The 17,180-nt window shown below is 72.2% G+C and carries 15 protein-coding genes and 3 tRNA genes; 14 read left to right on the top strand and 4 right to left on the bottom strand.

Annotated features, from left to right (window positions below; all coding sequences use genetic code 11):
- The first annotated feature begins 50 nt into the window (after nucleotides 1-50).
- Nucleotides 51-1,184 (top strand): sensor histidine kinase, encoded by a 1,134-nt coding sequence (locus tag AC2EAQ_RS03605; RefSeq protein ID WP_484640387.1) that lies wholly within the window; start codon nucleotides 51-53, stop codon nucleotides 1,182-1,184.
- A 32-nt stretch (nucleotides 1,185-1,216) separates the two neighbouring features.
- Nucleotides 1,217-2,011 (top strand): LytR/AlgR family response regulator transcription factor, encoded by a 795-nt coding sequence (locus AC2EAQ_RS03610; protein WP_484640388.1) that lies wholly within the window; start codon nucleotides 1,217-1,219, stop codon nucleotides 2,009-2,011.
- Between the two features lie 5 nt (nucleotides 2,012-2,016).
- On the opposite strand, the gene AC2EAQ_RS03615 is transcribed toward AC2EAQ_RS03610, so the two are convergent.
- Complete coding sequence (locus AC2EAQ_RS03615; RefSeq protein ID WP_484640389.1) at nucleotides 2,017-3,186, bottom strand: Gfo/Idh/MocA family protein; 1,170 nt, start codon at nucleotides 3,184-3,186, stop codon at nucleotides 2,017-2,019.
- A 100-nt stretch (nucleotides 3,187-3,286) separates the two neighbouring features.
- Here AC2EAQ_RS03615 and AC2EAQ_RS03620 point away from each other — a divergent pair, with 100 nt between their 5' ends.
- The 12 genes from AC2EAQ_RS03620 to AC2EAQ_RS03675 all read left to right on the top strand — a co-directional run bounded on the left by AC2EAQ_RS03620 (nucleotide 3,287) and on the right by AC2EAQ_RS03675 (nucleotide 16,759).
- Nucleotides 3,287-4,771, top strand: a complete 1,485-nt coding sequence (locus AC2EAQ_RS03620; protein WP_484640390.1) for a DNA-3-methyladenine glycosylase 2 family protein — start codon at nucleotides 3,287-3,289, stop codon at nucleotides 4,769-4,771.
- 14 nt (nucleotides 4,772-4,785) lie between these two features.
- Entirely contained in the window at nucleotides 4,786-5,352 is a 567-nt protein-coding gene (locus AC2EAQ_RS03625) for a methylated-DNA--[protein]-cysteine S-methyltransferase (RefSeq protein WP_484640391.1), read from the top strand.
- 17 nt (nucleotides 5,353-5,369) lie between these two features.
- A complete protein-coding gene (locus tag AC2EAQ_RS03630; protein ID WP_484640392.1) occupies nucleotides 5,370-6,269 on the top strand; it encodes a DMT family transporter in 900 nt (299 codons plus the stop codon).
- 86 nt (nucleotides 6,270-6,355) lie between these two features.
- On the top strand, nucleotides 6,356-7,429 hold the full coding sequence (locus tag AC2EAQ_RS03635; protein ID WP_484640393.1) for an aromatic ring-hydroxylating dioxygenase subunit alpha: 1,074 nt from the start codon (nucleotides 6,356-6,358) through the stop codon (nucleotides 7,427-7,429).
- 36 nt (nucleotides 7,430-7,465) lie between these two features.
- Nucleotides 7,466-8,272 carry a GntR family transcriptional regulator gene (locus tag AC2EAQ_RS03640; RefSeq protein ID WP_484640394.1) on the top strand — a complete coding sequence of 269 codons (807 nt, stop codon included), beginning with the start codon at nucleotides 7,466-7,468 and terminating at the stop codon, nucleotides 8,270-8,272.
- A complete protein-coding gene (locus AC2EAQ_RS03645) occupies nucleotides 8,269-9,303 on the top strand; it encodes a PDR/VanB family oxidoreductase (protein WP_484640395.1) in 1,035 nt (344 codons plus the stop codon). Before AC2EAQ_RS03640 ends, AC2EAQ_RS03645 begins: the two co-directional genes overlap by 4 nt.
- On the top strand, nucleotides 9,300-10,418 hold the full coding sequence (locus AC2EAQ_RS03650) for a 5-methyltetrahydropteroyltriglutamate--homocysteine S-methyltransferase (protein WP_484640396.1): 1,119 nt from the start codon (nucleotides 9,300-9,302) through the stop codon (nucleotides 10,416-10,418). Before AC2EAQ_RS03645 ends, AC2EAQ_RS03650 begins: the two co-directional genes overlap by 4 nt.
- A 23-nt stretch (nucleotides 10,419-10,441) precedes the next feature.
- Nucleotides 10,442-11,467: a TRAP transporter substrate-binding protein gene (locus AC2EAQ_RS03655; protein WP_484640397.1), complete on the top strand. Its 1,026-nt coding sequence runs from the start codon at nucleotides 10,442-10,444 to the stop codon at nucleotides 11,465-11,467.
- A gap of 52 nt (nucleotides 11,468-11,519) precedes the next feature.
- Nucleotides 11,520-12,020, top strand: a complete 501-nt coding sequence (locus AC2EAQ_RS03660) for a TRAP transporter small permease (RefSeq protein ID WP_484640398.1) — start codon at nucleotides 11,520-11,522, stop codon at nucleotides 12,018-12,020.
- Nucleotides 12,017-13,345, top strand: a complete 1,329-nt coding sequence (locus tag AC2EAQ_RS03665; protein WP_484640399.1) for a TRAP transporter large permease — start codon at nucleotides 12,017-12,019, stop codon at nucleotides 13,343-13,345. Before AC2EAQ_RS03660 ends, AC2EAQ_RS03665 begins: the two co-directional genes overlap by 4 nt.
- Before the next feature lie 31 nt (nucleotides 13,346-13,376).
- Complete coding sequence (locus tag AC2EAQ_RS03670; protein WP_484640400.1) at nucleotides 13,377-14,768, top strand: L-serine ammonia-lyase; 1,392 nt, start codon at nucleotides 13,377-13,379, stop codon at nucleotides 14,766-14,768.
- Nucleotides 14,762-16,759, top strand: a complete 1,998-nt coding sequence (locus tag AC2EAQ_RS03675; protein ID WP_484640401.1) for an acetoacetate--CoA ligase — start codon at nucleotides 14,762-14,764, stop codon at nucleotides 16,757-16,759. Before AC2EAQ_RS03670 ends, AC2EAQ_RS03675 begins: the two co-directional genes overlap by 7 nt.
- Before the next feature lie 75 nt (nucleotides 16,760-16,834).
- On the opposite strand, the gene AC2EAQ_RS03680 is transcribed toward AC2EAQ_RS03675, so the two are convergent.
- The 3 genes from AC2EAQ_RS03680 to AC2EAQ_RS03690 all read right to left on the bottom strand — a co-directional run bounded on the left by AC2EAQ_RS03680 (nucleotide 16,835) and on the right by AC2EAQ_RS03690 (nucleotide 17,147).
- A tRNA-Asp gene (locus tag AC2EAQ_RS03680) sits at nucleotides 16,835-16,911 on the bottom strand.
- Between the two features lie 45 nt (nucleotides 16,912-16,956).
- Nucleotides 16,957-17,032, bottom strand: a tRNA-Glu gene (locus AC2EAQ_RS03685).
- A 39-nt stretch (nucleotides 17,033-17,071) separates the two neighbouring features.
- Nucleotides 17,072-17,147, bottom strand: a tRNA-Ala gene (locus AC2EAQ_RS03690).
- Nucleotides 17,148-17,180 lie beyond the last annotated feature (33 nt).

Genomic DNA, 17,180 nt, shown 5'->3' on the forward strand with positions numbered 1-17,180 from the left:
CGTCGCCGGTGGGGGGCGTGGCCTGTGGTGGCCTGCCTACACTGATTGGCATGCAAGTCGAACGCTCCCTCCTCAAGGCCTCGATCCGTTCCTGGTACGGCAGCGAATTGCCGGTGGCGGGCCCTGGATGGCTGCAGTGGGTCTGGACCCTGCTGTTCAGCGCCGGCGTGGGGTTCGGTTTCTTCGTGCTCGGGCTGTCCATGCGCCTGATGCGCGGCGGCTCCCTGCCCAGCGCGGAAGGCCTGTGGTACTGGTTCCTGATCAATCAGGTGGTGGCGCTGACCATCGGCGTCGTCATCCACGTGCTGTTCGCGATCGCGACCCGCCTCGTGGGTCAGGCGCGCATCCGGCGCTTCGGCACCGGTCAGCGCGCACTGTTCTTCGGCGGCGTGCCGCTGATCGGGGTGATGATCGGCTGGCCGCTGGGGTCCTGGCTGGTCGGAGCGCAGGGCTGGTACCCGTTCGACCGCCCCGTGACGGTGATGGCGTCGGTGGCGTTCTCGTTGCTGGTGTGCAGCCTCTTCTACGTGCACTTCGACGCCAAGGCGCGCCAGATCGACGCCGAGAAGCGCGCCACCGAGGCTCAGCTGCGCCTGCTGCAGGGCCAGATGGAGCCGCACTTCATGTTCAACACCCTGGGCACCGTGCTGAGCCTGATCGACGTCGACACCGCCCGGGCGCGGCAGATGCTGGAGGCGTTCATCGACTACCTGCGCAATTCGCTGGGCAAGCTGCGCACGTCCGACAGCACGCTCGGCGACGAACTGGATCTCGCGCAGGCCTACCTGTCGCTCATGCAGCACCGCATGGGCGACCGTCTGACCTTCTCCATCGACGTGTCGGACGCGGCGCTGCGCCAGACGACCTTGCCGCCGTTGCTGATCCAGCCCCTGGTCGAGAACGCCATCCAGCACGGGCTCGAGTGCAAGGTCGAGGGCGGCACGGTGCGGATCGCCGCGCGCCGCGAGGGCGGCTCGCTGGTGGTGGACGTGACCGACGACGGCCTCGGCCAGTGCACGGCCCCCGTGCGTCGCGCCGGCCCGCCGGGCAACGGCGTGGCGCTGAAGAACCTGCGCGAGCGCCTTGCCGCCCGCTACGGTGAAACGGCCGCGCTGGACCTGGACATCCGCCCCGACGCCGGTGCCCGCGTCACACTGCGGATCCCGATCGACGCCCTGCCCTGACGCGGCCCCGGGCCGCTTCCGACACGTTGCACATGAACTCCACCCCGACCCCCGTGCCCGCCACCGCCGTCATCGCCGACGACGAAGCCCCCCTGGCCCAGGCCCTGCAGCGGCAACTGGCCCGGTTGTGGCCCGAACTGCAGGTCGTCGCCGTGGCCCGCAACGGGATCGAGGCTGCCGACGCGATCCGGCAGCATGCGCCGGACGTGGCCTTCCTGGACATCCAGATGCCCGGGCTGACCGGCCTGGAGGTCGCGCAGGGCATCGAGAACGCGGCCACCAAGGTGGTGTTCGTCACCGCCTTCGACGCCTATGCGATCGAGGCCTTCGACCGGAGCGCGCTCGACTACCTGCTCAAGCCGGCCAAGGACGATCGGGTCGCCCGCACGCTGGACAAGATCAGGGCGTCGATCGCGCAGCGCGAGCCCGCGCCCGACAGCGCCGCCCTCGCCGACGCCCTGCAGCGCCTGCTCGCCTCGGGCAGACCGGCGGCTGCGGCCCCGTTGCGCTGGATCCGGGCCAGCGTGGGCGACCTGGTGCACCAGGTCGACGTGCGCGACGTGCTGTTCTTCGAATCGGACGAGAAGTACACGGTGGTGCACGCCGCCGGTGGCGTCGAGCACCTGATCCGCACGCCGATCGTCGAGCTGGCGTCGCAGCTCGACCCGGCGCAGTTCTGGCAGGTGCACCGCTCCACCCTCGTCAACGTGGAGCACCTCGCCGGCACGCGGCGCGACGAAGCGAGCCGCCTGTTCGTGCGCCTCAAGGGCGTGGACCGCGAACTGCCCGTCAGCCGCGCCTACGTCCACCTGTTCAAGGCGATGTAGCCGGTTCAGGCGGCGGGCACGTCCACCCAGCGCCCTTCGCGCCGGGACGTGAGGCAGGCCTCGATGAAGGCCATGGTATGGGCGCCGTCCTCGATGCGCGGATACGGACGCGACGTCACCGGCAGGCCGAGCAGGCGCTCGATGCGCTCCTGGGCCAGCTCGGCATACAGGTTGGCGAACGCCTCGCGCAGGCCCTCGGGATGCCCGCGCGGCGTGCGTCCCGCGGCCGCCACCTCGGCGGACAGGCCGGCATCGCCGCGCCCGACGATGCGCTGGGGCTCGCCCTGCAGGTTCAGCCGCAGATAGCCCGCCTCGCGGTGCCACCACTCCAGCAGGCCCTTCTCGCCGTAGACGCGCAGCCGGATGTCGTTCTCGCCACCCGCCGCGGCTTGGGTCGCGGTGAAGGTGCCGCGCGCGCCGTCGCCGAACTCGAGCAGGGCCGACACGTGGTCGATGACGCGGCGGCCCGGCACCAGCGCGCCGCAGTCGGCCGCGACGCGCGCCACCGGTTGCGCGGCGACGAAGCACGCGAGGTGCTGCGCATGGCAGCCGATGGCGCTCATCACCAGGGCCTGGCCGCTGCGCGCGGGGTCGAGCACCCAGCGCAGGCGCGGCGTCAGCGGGCCGTCCTCCAGGCGCGTGGCCATGCCGCTCTGGATGTACTCCACCTGCACGAGGCGCAGCGCGCCCAGCGCGCCCGACGCCACCAGCTCACGCGCGTGACGCACCATGGGGTAGGCCGAGTAGCCGTGCGCGATCGCCAGCAGCCGGCCGCCGTCGCGCACGCGCCGGGCCAGGTCGAGGGCCTGCGCATGGGTCTCGGTGACCGGCTTGTCGCACATCACGTCCAGCCCCGCGTCGAGCGCCGCGGCGGCGCAGGCGTAGTGGCTGTCGTTGGGCGTCATGATCGCCAGGGCCTCGATGCCGTCGTCGCGCGCGGCCTCGGCCGCGAGCAGCTCCTGCAGGCTGCCGTAGCTGCGGCCGGCGTCGACCCCGAGCAGCGGTCCGGCCGCGCGCGACCGTGCCGCGTCGGACGAGAACACGCCGGCCACGACGCGCCACCAGCCGTCGAACTCGGCAGCGCCGCGATGCATGCGGCCGATCCACGAGTCGGGGCCGCCGCCGACGACGCCGAGCCGCAGGGGACGACCGAAACGCTGGCGCAGGGAACTCATGGGCGGGCCTTCCAGAAGGGGCGTGGCGATGGTGGTGACGGCGGCATCCTCAGGTCCGAAAACGGCTACTGCGGCGGCCACCGGCACCTATCATGCCTTCATGCTGCTGCACGATCCGGCACTCGACGAGGACGGCGCCTACCGCGCGCTGGTGGCTCACGACGCGCGCTTCGACGGCCGGCTGTTCGTCGGCGTCACGTCCACCGGCGTGTACTGCCGACCGGTGTGCCGGGTGCGCACGCCGATGCGTCGCAACTGCCGCTTCTTCGCCAACGCGGCCAGCGCGGAATCGGCGGGCTTCCGTCCCTGCCTGCGCTGTCGCCCCGAGCAGGCGCCCGGCCTGGCCCTGGTGGACTCGCCCGACGTGCTGGCGCAGCACGCTGCGCGCATGCTCGATGCCGCCGCACGCGACGGGCTGGCCGTGTCGGTGCCCGACGTGGCCGGCCGCCTCGGCGTCACCGACCGCCACTTGCGCCGCATCTTCGTCGCCGCGCACGGCGTGGCGCCCTTGGACTACCTGACCACGCAGCGGCTGCTGCTGGCCAAGCAACTGCTGACCGACACGCGGCTGCCGGTGGCCGACGTGGCCCTGGCCTCGGGCTTCGGCAGCCAGCGCCGCTTCCACGCCGCCTTCCGGCAACGCTACCGGCTCGCACCCGGCGACCTGCGCCGGCAAAGGGACGACACGGCCGTGCCGGACCCGCAACGCGCGGGCCTCGGGCCGACCTTGCGGCTGGCCTACCGCCCGCCCTACGACAAGGCCGGCGTGGTGCGCTTCTTCGCGGCGCGGCAGGTGGCCGGGGTCGAGGCGGTGGACACGGCGGTGAACGGCCTGCGCCGCACCCTGGCCTGGGAGCATCAGGGGCGCCGCATCACGGGCTGGCTGGCGGGCCGGTTCCTGCCCGACCGCGACGAGGTGGAACTGGTCGTCTCGCCTTCGCTGGTGCCGGCGCTGGGCGCCGTGGTGCAGCGGCTGCGCCAGGGTCTGGATCTCGACGCCGACCCGATGGCGGTCGACGCCGCCCTGGCCTCGCTGCCCGGGCCGCCCGGCGTGCGCGTGCCCAACGGCATGGACGGCTGGGAGATCGCGGTGCGCGTGATCCTCGGCCAGCAGGTCAGCGTGGCCGCGGCGCGCACCCTGACCGCGCGCCTGGTCGACCGCTTCGGGGAACCGCTGGTGACCCCGTTCGCGGACCTGACGCGCCTGTTCCCGTCGCCGCAACGGCTGGCGCGGGCCGGCCTCGACGAGATCGGCGCGCTGGGCATCGTGCGACAGCGCGGCGCGGCGCTGCAGGCCCTGGCGCGCGAAGTCGCCAGCGGCCGCATCGAGCTGCATCGGGGCGCCCCGCTGGCCCGCACGCTGGACGCGCTGCGCGCGCTGCCGGGCATCGGCGAGTGGACGGTGCAGCTGGTGGCGATGCGCGCGCTGGCCTGGCCCGACGCCTTTCCGGCCACCGACATCGGCGTGATGAACGCGCTGGGCACGCGCGATGCGGCGCGCGTCGCCGCGCTGTCCGAGGCCTGGCGGCCCTGGCGCTCCTACGCGGTGATGCGGCTGTGGCAGTCGCTCGAAGCCGCGCCCTGAACCCGGAGGTGACCATGAACCCCACGACGACACGCCCCGCGGGGGCGACGCTCAGTTCCACGCGCACGCTGCAGCAGGCCTTCCAGGGCGTGCCGCTGCAGGCGCAGGCCCGGCTCGACAGCCCCGTCGGGCCGCTGCTCGCGCTGGCCACCGCGCGCGGCGTCGCCGGGCTGTGGTTCGACGACCCCGAGCGCGACGCGGCGCGGCCGGCGCTGCCGCAGCAGCCCGGCCATGCCGCGATCGAGTCGCTACGGCGCTGGCTCGACGCCTACTGGTCCGGCCACCCGCCCGCGCCCGGCGCAGTGCCGCTGGACCTGCACGGCACGCCGTTCCAGCGCGCGGTGTGGCAGGCGCTGCTGCGCATCCCCTTCGGCCGCACGCGCAGCTACGGCGAGGTGGCGGCCGCGGTCGGACCCACCGCCGTGCCGCGCGCCACCGGCACGGCCGTCGGCCGCAACCCGGTGTCCATCCTCGTGCCCTGCCATCGCGTGCTCGGCGCCGACGGGTCGCTCACCGGCTATGCCGGCGGCCTGCCGCGCAAGCAGCGGCTGCTGGTGCACGAAGGCGTGCTGCTCGCCTGACGCCGGGAAACATTGCCATGCGACCGATCGACCTGCTGGAGTTGCTGCTGCTGGCCGCGCTGTGGGGCGCGTCGTTCCTGTTCATGCGCCTGGGCGCGGCCGAGTTCGGCCCCATCGCGCTGACGCTGCTGCGGGTGGCCGGCGCGGCGCTGTGCCTGCTGCCGCTGCTGGCCTGGCAGCGGCAGCTGGACACGCTGCGCACGCACTGGCGCGGCATCGCGCTGGTGGGCGTCGTCAACTCGGCCCTGCCCTTCCTGCTGTACAGCGTGGCCGCGCTGGCCATCGAGTCGGGCTTGTCGGCGGTGCTCAATGCCACCGCGCCGCTGTGGGGCGCGCTGATCGCCGCGGCCTGGCTCGGCGAGCGCCTGACGGCGTCGCGAGTGGCGGGCCTTGCGCTGGGCTTCGCCGGGGTCGTGCTGCTGGCCTGGGACCAGGCCAGCCTGCGCCCGGGCGAGCACGGCGTCAGCGCCGGCGTGGCGATCGCGGCCTGCCTCGGAGCGACCCTGTGCTACGGCTTCGGCGCCAACTACGCGCGGGCGAGGCTGCGCGGCGTCGCGCCGATGGCCCTCGCGGCAGGCAGCCAACTCGCCGCCGCCGTGGTGCTGGCCCTGCCTGCCGCCTGGGCCTGGCCGGCGCAGATGCCCGGGCCGCGCAGCTGGGCTGCGGTGGCGGCGCTGGCGGCGCTGTGCACGGGCCTGGCCTACCTGCTGTACTTCCGCCTGATCGCGCGGCTGGGCGCGTCGCGCGCCATCAGCGTCACCTACCTGATCCCCGTGTTCGGCGTGGCCTGGGGCGCGCTGTTCCTCGGGGAGCGCATCACGCCGGCCATGCTCGCCGGCGGGGCGGTGGTGCTGGCCGGCACCGCGCTGGCCACCGGCCTCGTGGCGTGGCCCCGCGCCGGCGGCACGCCGCGCTGACCGCGCCCCGGGCAAACCCCGATCGCATCGGCCCCTGCCGCCCGCCGGGGGCAGGCAGAATCGGCGTTGTATACAGAAACGCCGACATGTCGACCTTCCCGCTCAACGCCTGGTACGCCGCCGCCTACGACACCGAGTGCGGCCGGCAACTGCTCGGGCGCACCGTCTGCGGCCACGCGATGGTCCTCTACCGCAGGGAAGACGGCCAGGCCGTGGCACTCGAGGACGCCTGCTGGCACCGCCTGCTGCCGCTGTCGCAGGGGCGCCTCGAAGGGGATCAGGTCGTCTGCGGCTACCACGGCCTTGTATACAACTCTGAAGGCCTGTGCACCCACATGCCGTCGCAGGAGACGATCAACCCGTCGGCCTGCGTGCGCGCCTATCCGGTGGTGGAACGGCACCGTTTCGTCTGGGTCTGGCCCGGCGATCCCGCGCTGGCCGACCCGGCCCGCGTGCCCGACCTGCACTGGAACCACGATCCGGCGTGGGCGGCCGACGGCCGACTGATCCACGTGAAGTGCGACTACCGCCTCGTGCTCGACAACCTGATGGACCTGACGCACGAGACCTTCGTGCACGGCGGGTCGATCGGCGACCGGGCCGTGGCCGAGGCCCCGTTCGTGGCCACGCACGGCGACCGCAGCGCCACCGTGACGCGCTGGATGGAGAACATCGCCTCGCCGCCGTTCTGGGCCGCGCAGATCCGCCAGGCGCGCGGCTGGACCGGCCGCGTCGACCGCTGGCAGATCATCCGCTTCGAGGCCCCCTGCACCATCGCGATCGACGTCGGCGTGGCCGAGGCCGGCAGCGGCGCCCGCGGCGGCGACCGCAGCCGCGGCGTCAACGGCATGGTGATCAACACCGTGACGCCCGAGACCGCGACCACCTGCCACTACTTCTGGGCCTTCGCGCGCAACTACATGACGCACGAGCAGCGGCTGACGCACGAGCTGCGCGAGGGCGTCGCGCGCATCTTTCGCGAGGACGAGCTGGTGCTGGAAGCCCAGCAGCGCGCCATCGACGCGCGGCCCGGCCGCGACTTCAACAACCTGAACATCGACGCCGGCTCGCTGTGGGCCCGGCGCCTGATCGACGGCCTGATCGCCGCCGAAGGCGGCACCCCCGGCCGCCCCGTGATCCCGCTGCGGCCCGCGGCCTGACCCGCCCGATGACCGCGCCCTGCCCGCACGGCCACCATGCCCGCCGCTGAATCCCTGGCGCCCACCGCGCCGAAGGCTCCGCGCGCCCGCACCGCAACGCCGCGGGGCGGTGACGACGGCGCCTCGCAGACCGCGCGTGCGCTGCTGCGCCTGCGCGAGCTGATCGTCGGCGGCGCGCTGCCGGCGGGCGAACGCATCGCCGAACTGGCCATGGTCGAGCGGCTGGCGGTGTCGCGCACGCCGATCCGTGCGGCACTGGCCCGTCTGCAGGAGGAAGGGCTGCTGGAGCCGCTGCCCAATGGCGGCTACGTGGTGCGCCACTTCACCGCGTCCGACATCCACGACGCGATCGAGCTGCGCGGCACCCTGGAAGGCATGGCCGCGCGGCTGGCGGCCGAGCGCGGCGTGGCGCCCGAGCTGCTGGCGCAGGCGCGGGACTGCATCGCCCGCATCGACGAGCTGCTGGCCGCGCCGCGCCTGACTCCGGCCAGCTTTGCCGCCTACGGCGAACACAACGCCCGCTTCCATGCGCTGCTGGCCGGGATGGCCGGCAGCCCGCTGGTGCGGCGTCAGGTCGAGCGCGTGGCCGCGCTGCCGTTCGCGTCGCCCAACGGCTTCGTGATGGCCGACTCGCAGGGCCCGCGGGCACGCGACCGGCTGCTGCTGGCGCACGACCAGCACCGCGCGCTGATCGACGCGATCGAGCGCGGCGAAGGCGCGCGCGCCGAGGCGCTGGCGCGCGAGCATGCGCGCAACGCGCAGCGCAACCTCGCCGACGCCCTGGAAAACCGGCGCGCCCTGCAGCGCGTGCCGGGGGCCAGCCTGATCCGGCCCGGGAAATGAGCCACGACGCCACGGTCTGCCAGCCGCCGGGGTTCGAGACCCGCGTGCTCGCGGTGCGCGACCTGTCGCCCACCGTGCGCGAGATCGCGATCGAGCCCGCCGGCCCCCAACGGTCATGGACCGTGGGCAGCCACCTGCGCGTGCAGGTGGTGCTGCAAGGCGGGCGCCGAGCCGAACGCCGCTATTCGCTCCTCGGCCTGCCCTCGCCCGACGCACCCTGGCGCATCGCGGTCAAGCGCGTGCCCGCCAGTCGCGGCGGCTCGGCGTTCATGTGGACGCTGGCCGCGGGCGACACGGTGCGGCTGCAGTCGCCCGCCAACCACTTCGAGCTGCCCGCCGCCACGCGCCCGACGCTGCTGGTGGCCGGCGGCATCGGCATCACGCCGCTGCTGGGCATGGCGCAGGTGCTGGCCGCGCGCGGCGCGGACGTGCGCATGGCCTATGCAGCGCATGCGGCGGCCGACCTCGTCTATGCCGACGCGCTGCGTACCGCACTCGGCGACCGGCTGCAGCTGCATGCCGGCGAACGCGGCGAGCGGATGGACCTGCCGGCACTCATCGCCGCGCTGCCTGCCGACGGCCAGTTGCTGGCCTGCGGCCCGGTACGCCTGCTGCATGCGCTGCAGGCGGCCTGGGCCGGGGCGCGCCGCCCCCCGCAGCGGCTGCGCTTCGAGACCTTCGGCACCAGCGGCGAGCGGCCCGCCGAGCCGTTCTGGGTCGAGGCGCCGCGCCATGGACTGCGCTTCACGGTGGGCGCCGACGAGAGCCTTCTGGAAGCCCTGGAGCGCCACGGCGTCGCCTGCCTGGCGGACTGCCTGCGGGGCGAGTGCGGCCTGTGCTGCGTCGACGTGCTCGACGTGCAGGGCCGCATCGACCACCGCGACGTGTTCATGACCCGCGACGAGCAGGCCGCCGACCGGCGCCTGTGCGCCTGCGTGTCGCGCGTGACCGGCGGCGGCATCGTCATCGACTCCGCCTGGCGGCCGGACGCGCCCCCCGATCCCCCCCGAGACAAGGAGACCGCTCGATGAGCCTGAACCCACCTTTTCGCGCCGACCATGTCGGCAGCTTCCTGCGCCCGCGGTACCTGCTCGAAGCCCGCGAGGCCCTGGCGCGCGGGCAGATCACCGCCCAACAACTGCGCGAGGTGGAGGACCGGGCGATCACCGAGATCGTCGCCTTCCAGCGCGACTGCGGGCTGCAGAGCATCACCGACGGCGAGTTCCGCCGCACCTACTTCCACATCGACTTCCTGGAACAGATCGGGGGCGTCAAGACCGACGTTCCAGTGACGATCAGGCGCCCCGACGGCACCGAGGAGCTGGCGCCCCCGGTGATGCGCGTGGTCGACAAGGTGCGCCACGTGAAGGACATCCAGCGCGCCGACTTCGAATACCTGAAGTCGCAGGTGGACCAGCTGGCCCCCGGCTGCACGCCCAAGGTCACGATCCCGTCGCCGACGATGCTGCACTTCCGCGGCGGCCGCGCCGGCATCAGCCGCGACGCCTACCCCGAGCTCGACCCGGTGTTCTACGACGACGTGGCCCGCGCCTACGGCGACGAGTTGAAGTCGCTGTACGACGCGGGCTGCCGCTACGTGCAGATGGACGACACCAACATGGCCTACCTGTGCGACGAGAAGATGCGCGAGGCGGCGCGCCAGCGCGGCGACGACCCCAACGAGCTGCCGCACCGCTACGCCCAGTTCATCAACAAGGTGGTGGCGCTCAAGCCGGCCGGCATGACCCTGGCCATGCACCTGTGCCGCGGCAACTTCAAGAGCACCCATGCCGCCAGCGGCAACTACGAGCCGGTGGCCGAGGCACTGCTGTCCGAGATGAACCTCGACGCCTACTTCATGGAGTACGACGACGACCGCTCGGGCGACTTCCGGCCGCTGCGCTTCCTGAAGCCGGGCAAGATCGTCGTGCTGGGGCTCGTGACCACCAAGTTCGGCGAAATGGAGACGAAGGACTCGCTCAAGCGCCGCATCGCCGAGGCGGCGCAGTACGCCCCGCTCGACCAGCTCTGCCTCAGCCCGCAGTGCGGGTTTTCCAGTACGGTCCACGGCAATAACATCGCCGTTGAAGCACAACGCAACAAGCTCCGGCTCGTGGTGGAAACCGCGGCCGAAGTCTGGGGCTGAATCCATCCCACCGGAGACCTCACATGACGATCAAGCGCTTCGCCCTTTCCCTCGTGGCCGCGGCCTTTGCCCTGCCCGCCGCAGCCCAGGAGATCACCCTCAAGTTCCACCACATCTGGAACCCGCAGGCCATGGCCTCGGTAAACGTCATCGCACCGTGGTGCGACAAGATCGCCAAGGAATCGAACAACCGCCTGAAGTGCCAGGTGCTGCCATCGATGAGCGGCGGCGGCACGCCGCCCCAGCTGGTGGACCGCGTCAAGGACGGCGTGGACGACATCGTCATCACGCTGCCGGGCTACACCGCCGGCCGCTTCCCGACGATGGAGGTCTTCGAGCTGCCCTTCATGACGAACTCGGCCGAGGTCGGCGCCCGCGCGGCCTGGGACTACCTGCAGAAGAACGCGCTGAAGGAGTTCCCCGGCACCAAGATCCTCGCCACCTGGGTCCATGACGAAGGCTATGTCCACACGCGCGAGAAGCCGGTGCGCACGATGGCCGACTTCAAGGGCCTGAAGATGCGCGCGCCGACCCGGCAGACCAACAAGCTGCTGGCCGCGCTGGGCGCCAGCCCGGTGGGCATGCCGCTGCCGGCGATCCCCGACGCGGTGAGCAAGGGCACGATCGACGGCTTCCTGCTGCCGTGGGAGGTGATGCCCTCGCTGAAGCTGCAGGAGCTGGTCAAGTTCACCAGCGAGACCGACCCGAGCCGCCCGGCCCTCTACAGCGCCGGCTTTATCTTCGCGATGAACCAGGCCAAGTACGACAGCCTGCCGGCCGACCTGAAGAAGGTGATCGACAACAACTCGGGCGCCGAGCTGTCGCGCCAGATCGGCAGGATCTGGGACAACAGCGCCGCCCCCGGCCGCAAGGCGGCGCAGGACCGTGGCAACACGCTGTACATGATCCCGGCCAGCGAACTGGACAACTGGATCAAGGCCACGGCGCCGCTGTACGACGAGTGGGTGGCCGACATGGACAAGCGCGGCGCCAACGGCAAGGCGCTGCTGTCCGAGGCGCGCGAGCTGCTCGTCAAGTACAAGAAGTAGCCCGCTAGAGGGCAAGGCTGCGGCCGCCGGCCGCAGCCCTGGAGGAGGTTCGATGCTGTCCTTGCTTCGGCGCGTGGCCGCCGCGTTCGCCCTGCTGGGCTCGGCCGTCGCGCTCGGGGCGGGCCTGATGGTGGTCACCAGCATCGTGCTGCGCACGGCCACGTCGCGGCCGATCCAGGGCGACGTGGAGCTGACCCAGTTCGCGGTCGCCCTCGCGATTTCGCTGGCGCTGCCGTGGTGCCAGCTGCGCGGCGGCAACATCATCGTGGACTTCTTCACCCAGCGCCTGCCGGCGCGGGCCAACCTGACGCTCGACGCGCTGGGCAGTCTGCTGGTGGCGGCGATGTGCGCGCTGCTCGCCTGGCGCACGACGGTCGGCGCGGTCGCGGTGCGCGAGGCGTCGGAAACATCGATGATCCTGAGCCTGCCGATGTGGTGGGTGTATGCGTCGCTCGCGCCCGGCCTGGCGCTGGCGGCGCTGGTGGCGCTGGTGCAGGCGTCGCTGCAGCTGCGCGGCCGCTCGCCCGACGAACTGATCGGCGCCGGCTCATGACCGCCACCACCATCGGCCTGTCGATGTTCGGCGGCATGCTGCTGCTGATGGCGCTGCGCATCCCGATCGCGGCGGCGATGTTCATCCCCGGAGCGCTCGGCTACTGGGTCATGACCAACGACATGGCCCTGCTGAACCAACTCAAGGGCTCGTCGGTGGCCCGGCTGACGGTGTACGACCTGAGCGTGATCCCGCTGTTCCTGCTGATGGGGCAGTTCGCCACCCAGGGTGGCCTGTCGCGAGCGCTGTTCCAGGCAGCGGCGGCGTTCGTGGGCCACATCCGCGGCGGCCTGGCGATGGCCTCGGTGCTGGCCGCCGGTGCGTTCGGCGCGGTGTGCGGATCGTCGGTGGCCACGTCGGCCACGATCACGCAGGTGGCCTATCCCGAGATGAAGGCCCATGGCTACCACGGGCGGCTGTCCACCGCCACGCTGGCGGCCGGTGGCACGCTGGGCATCCTGATCCCGCCGTCGGTGCCGCTGGTGGTGTACGCCATCCTCACCGAGCAGAACATCGCCAAGCTGTTCGCCGCGGCGATGGTGCCGGGCCTCCTCGCAATGCTGGGCTACATCGTGGTGGTGGGCCTGATCGCCCGCCGCAACCCCGACCTGGCGCCGCCGTCCGAACCGCTGCCGTGGGCCGCGCGCTGGAAGGCGCTGCTGGCGATCTGGCCGATCGTGGCGATCTTCCTCATCGTCTTCGGCGGCATCTACGGCGGCGTGTTCTCGCCCACCGAAGGCGCGGCCGTCGGCGCGGTGTCGACCTTCGTGGCCGGGCTGGCACAGCGCGAACTGGGCTGGGCCGGCATCCGCACCAGCTTCATCGGCACCGCCGAGACCAGCGCGATGGTGTTCATGATCTTCCTTGGGGCGGACATGATCAACGCGTCGCTGGCACTGACGCAGATGCCCACGGCGGTGGCCAACTGGGTCGGGCACCTGCCGGTATCGCCGCTGCTGATCGTCGGCGCGGTGCTGTTGCTGTACGTGCTGCTGGGCGCGGTGATGGACGAGCTGTCGATGATGCTGCTCACCATCCCGGTCATCTTCCCGGCCGTGATGCAGCTGCCGCTGATGGGCCTGGACCCGGAGTCCAAGGCGATCTGGTTCGGCATCCTGGTGCTGATGACGGTGAGCTTCGGCCTGATCGCGCCGCCGGTGGGCCTGAACGTCTACGTCGTCAACGGCGTGGCCAAGGACGTGCCGATGAACGAGACCTACAAGGGCGTGATGCCCTTCCTGGCCTGGGACGCGCTGCGCACCGTGCTGCTGCTCATGTTCCCGGTGATCAGCCTGGGCCTGGTGCAGTTGCTGTTCTCGCGCTGAGGCCCCGCACCGGGCCTATCATCGCCGCACCATGGCAGTCAGCGTCTTCGACCTGTTCAAGATCGGCATCGGGCCCAGCAGCTCGCATACCGTGGGGCCGATGCGCGCGGCGCGCATGTTCGCGCTGCGCCTGGCGGCCGACGGCCTGCTGCCCCGCACGGCGCGCGTGCAGGCACGGCTGTACGGGTCGCTCGGCGCCACCGGCAAGGGCCACGGCAGCGACAAGGCCGTACTGCTGGGCCTGGCCGGCCACGAACCCGACTCGGTGGACGTGGACGCAATCCCGACCCTGCTCGACGCCATCCGGGCCGACCGCCGCATCGTGCTGGCCGGCGGCGCGGACGTGGCCTTCGACGAGAAGGCCGACCTCGTCTTTCACCGCCGCGAGTCGCTGCCCTTCCATGCCAACGGCATGCGCTTCCTGGCCTTCGACGCCGCCGGGGCCGAGCTGTGCCAGCGCACCTACTACTCCGTGGGCGGCGGCTTCGTCGTCAGCGACGAGGTGGCCGCCGACGGCAGCCGGCAGAAGGCCATCGCCCCCGACACGACGGTGCTGCGGCATCCGTTCCGCAGCGGCGAGGAGCTGCTGCAGGCCACCGCGCGCGAGGGCCTGACGATCGCGCAGCTGATGCGGGCCAACGAGCGCCATTGGCGCACCGACGCCGAGATCGACGCCGGGCTCATGCGCATCTGGGGCGTGATGCAGGCCTGCGTGGCCCGCGGCTGCCGCACCGACGGCGTGCTGCCCGGGGGCTTCAAGGTCAAGCGGCGCGCGCCCGACCTGCTGCGCAGCCTGACCGCCAACCCGGAAGCCGCGCTGCGCGACCCGCTGCAGGTGCTGGACTGGGTGAACCTGTATGCGCTGGCGGTGAACGAGGAGAACGCCGCCGGCGGCCGCGTCGTCACCGCCCCCACCAACGGCGCGGCGGGCATCGTGCCGGCCGTGCTGCACTACTACCACCGCTTCGTGCCCGGCGCGAACGACGCCGGCGTGGTGGACTTCCTGCTCACTGCCGCCGCCATCGGCATCCTCTACAAGGAAAACGCCAGCATCAGCGGCGCCGAGGTCGGCTGCCAGGGCGAAGTGGGCGTGGCGTGCAGCATGGCCGCCGGCGCGCTGTGCGCCGTGCTGGGCGGCACCCCGGCGCAGGTGGAGAACGCGGCCGAGATCGGCATGGAGCACCACCTCGGCCTGACCTGCGACCCGGTGGGCGGGCTGGTCCAGATCCCCTGCATCGAGCGCAATGCGATCGCGAGCGTGAAGGCCATCAACGCGGCCCGCATGGCACTGCGCGGCGACGGCACCCACTTCGTCAGCCTGGACAAGGTGATCAAGACCATGCGCGAGACCGGCGCGGACATGATGACCAAGTACAAGGAAACGGCGCGCGGCGGCCTCGCGGTGAACATCGTCGAGTGCTGAACGACGCAGTGCCTCCGGATCCCGGCGCTGCGGCGCCCGCGCCGCTGTGGCGGCCTTCGCAGGACCGCGTGCGCCGCGCCCGCATCGCCGACTACCAGGCCTGGCTGTCGCGGTCGTACCGCCTGCGGCTGACCGGCTACGACGACCTGTGGGCCTGGTCGGTGCGCGAGCCCGACGCGTTCTGGCGCTCGATCTGGGCCTACTTCGACGTGCGCGGCCACGCTGGCGACGGCCCGGCCCTGGTCGAGCGGCGCATGCCCGGTGCCGTGTGGTTTCCGCAGGCGCGCCTGAACTACGTCGACCAGGTGTTCCGCCATGCCACCGACGTGCGGCCCGCCGTCCTGGCCGGCGACGAGCACGGCGCGCTGCAGGAGACGTCCTGGGCCGAGCTGGCACGCCAGGTGGGCGCCCTGGCGCGCACCCTGCGCGACGCCGGCGTCGAACGGGGCGACCGCGTGGTGGCCTGCCTGCCCAATCGCCTGGAGGCCGTCGTCGCCTTCCTGGCGACGGCCAGCCTGGGCGCGGTGTGGTCGCTGTGCTCGCCCGACATGGGCGTGGCCAGCGTGGTGGACCGCTTCCGGCAGATCGAGCCCAAGGTGCTGATCGCGTCCGACGGCTATCGCTTCGCGGGCAAGGTGCACGACAGGCGCGAGGTGGTCGCCGCGCTGCGCGCGGCGCTGCCGAGCGTGCGCACGTTCATCGCCGTGCCCTACCCGGAGGTGACGGCGTCGGCCCATGCCGATGCCATGGACTGGGTCGATGCCATCGCGGGCGACGCGCCGCTGCAGGTGGACTCGGTGCCGTTCGACCATCCGCTGTGGGTCGTCTATTCGTCCGGCACCACCGGTGCGCCCAAGGCCATCGTGCACGGGCACGGCGGCGTGGTGCTGGAGCATCTCAAGCTCGGCGCGCTGCACAACGACGTGGGCGCGCAGGACCGATTCCACTGGTACTCCAGCACCGGATGGATCATGTGGAACTGCCAGGTCGGCGCCCTGCTGGCCGGCGCCACGGTGTGCATCCTCGACGGCAGCCCCGGCTGGCCCGGGCCCGACGCGCTGTGGAACTTCGCCCACGCCGCGGGCGCCACCTTCGTCGGCGCCGGCGCGGCCTACCACGTGGCCTGCATGAAGGCGGGCGTGTCGCCGCGCGCGGGCGGTCGCCTGCCGCTGCTGCGCACGATCGGCTCCACGGGATCGCCACTGCCGACCCAGGCCTACGAGTGGCTGCAGCGCGCATGCGGCCCCGACATCTGGATCGCGCCCATTTCCGGCGGCACCGACATCGCCAGTGCCTTCGTGGCCGGCAACTGCACGCTGCCGGTGTACGCGGGGGAGATGCAGTGCCGCTGCCTCGGCGCCAGCGTCCACGCCTGGGACGAACATGGCGAGGCGGTCGCCACGGGCCGCGTGGGCGAGCTGGTCTGCACCGAGCCGATGCCGTCCATGCCGCTGCGCTTCTGGAACGACGCCGGCGACCGCCGCCTGCGCGAGAGCTACTTCGACATGTACCCCGGCGTCTGGCGCCATGGCGACTGGATCGAGTTCACGCCGCGCGGCGGCGCCATCATCTACGGCCGCTCGGACGCCACGATCAACCGCCACGGCATCCGCATGGGCACCGGCGAGCTCTACGGCGCCGTGGAGGCCCTGCCGGAGGTGGCCGACAGCCTGGTGGTCGACCTGGAGTACCTCGGCCGCGAGTCCTGGATGGCGCTGTTCGTGGTGCTTCGGCCGGGGGCGGAACTCGACGAGGCGCTGGTGGCGCGCCTGCGCGCCGCGATCCGCGTCGCGCTGTCGCCCAAGCACGTGCCCGACACGGTGGTCGCGATCCCCGAGGTGCCGCGCACGCTGACGGGCAAGAAGCTCGAGGTGCCGATCAAGCGGCTGCTGCTGGGCGAGCCCGTGCACCGCGTGGTGCAGCGCGACGCGATGGCCAACCCCGGCAGCCTGGCCTGGTTCGAGCGCTTCGCCGCGTCGCGCCAGGGCTGACCCGCCCGGCCCGCAACATCCCGACAGCCCAGGAAAAACGGGCTGGTTCTTGCGAACCAGCCCGTGCGGGGTATTTGGCGGAGCGGACGGGGCTCGAACCCGCGACCCCCGGCGTGACAGGCCGGTATTCTAACCAACTGAACTACCGCTCCGCGCGGTGGTCGCTTTCCGCATTGCTGCGCAAGCGCGACCGAACTTGGCGTCCCCTAGGGGATTCGAACCCCTGTTACAACCGTGAAAGGGTCGTGTCCTAGGCCTCTAGACGAAGGGGACTGATCCTTCATCGCCCTCGAACGACGCGCCTGCTTTCGTTGGTGGAGGTAAGCGGGATCGAACCGCTGACCTCTTGCATGCCATGCAAGCGCTCTCCCAGCTGAGCTATACCCCCAGTCGATTCGACCCGGAAGCGGCTACGCCGTTC

Source organism: Aquabacterium sp. T101, from assembly GCF_057219775.1.